Raw genomic sequence first — 1,188 nt, 5'->3', positions numbered from 1 at the left:
ATCATGGCTAAGGAAAAGTTTGAGCGCAGCAAACCGCACTGCAACATCGGCACCATCGGTCACGTTGACCACGGTAAAACCACACTGACCGCAGCGATCACCAAGCAATTTGGTGACTTCAAAGCGTATGACGAGATCGACGGCGCGCCGGAAGAGAAAGCCCGCGGCATCACCATCTCGACCGCACACGTTGAGTATGAAACCGACGCGCGTCACTACGCGCACGTCGACTGCCCCGGCCACGCTGACTATGTTAAGAACATGATCACCGGTGCGGCGCAGATGGACGGCGCGATCCTGGTTGTGAACGCAGCTGACGGCCCGATGCCGCAGACCCGTGAGCACATCCTGCTGGGCCGCCAGGTTGGCATCCCGGCCATGGTTGTTTTCATGAACAAAGTTGACCAGGTTGACGACGAAGAGCTGCTCGAACTGGTTGAGATGGAAATCCGCGAACTGCTGTCCGAGTACGAATTCCCGGGCGACGACATTCCTGTTGTTGCAGGTTCGGCTCTGGCCGCTCTGGAAGACCGCAACCCGGAAATCGGTTCGGAGAAAATTGCCGAGCTGATGGCTGCTGTTGACGAGTACATCCCGCAGCCGCCGCGTGCGACCGACCAGCCGTTCCTGATGCCGATCGAAGACGTGTTCTCGATCTCGGGTCGTGGTACCGTTGTGACCGGCCGTGTTGAGCGTGGTGTGATCAACGTTGGTGACGAAATCGAAATCGTCGGCATCAAAGACACCCAGAAAACCACCTGTACCGGTGTTGAAATGTTCCGCAAGCTGCTGGACCGCGGTGAAGCCGGCGACAACATCGGCGCGCTGCTGCGTGGTGTTGACCGTGAAGCGGTTGAGCGTGGCCAGGTTCTGTGTAAGCCGGGTTCGGTTACCCCGCACACCAAGTTCGAAGCGGAAGCCTACATCCTGACCAAGGACGAAGGTGGCCGTCACACCCCGTTCTTCGCGAACTACCGTCCGCAGTTCTACTTCCGTACCACCGACGTGACCGGTACCGTTGAACTGCCGTCGGGCACCGAGATGGTGATGCCGGGCGACAACCTGAAGTTCAACGTTGAGCTGATCGCACCGATCGCGATGGAAGCGGGCCTCCGCTTCGCGATCCGCGAAGGCGGCCGCACCGTTGGTTCGGGCGTTGTTTCGAAAATCGTAGAATAATTTCTGACC

Annotated in this window: 1 protein-coding gene; it reads left to right on the top strand. The window is 58.8% G+C overall.

The window, feature by feature from the left end:
* Window positions 1-3: 3 nt before the first annotated feature.
* Window positions 4-1,179: an elongation factor Tu gene (tuf, locus tag ABWV42_RS19660; RefSeq protein WP_353341644.1), complete on the top strand. Its 1,176-nt coding sequence runs from the start codon at window positions 4-6 to the stop codon at window positions 1,177-1,179.
* Window positions 1,180-1,188: the final 9 nt, after the last annotated feature.

The sequence above is a fragment of the Pelagimonas sp. KU-00592-HH genome (genome assembly GCF_040369695.1).
Classification (GTDB): Bacteria; Pseudomonadota; Alphaproteobacteria; order Rhodobacterales; family Rhodobacteraceae; genus Shimia.
Note: the sequence above shows the minus strand (reverse complement) of the source record. Positions and strands in the feature narration are given on the sequence as shown.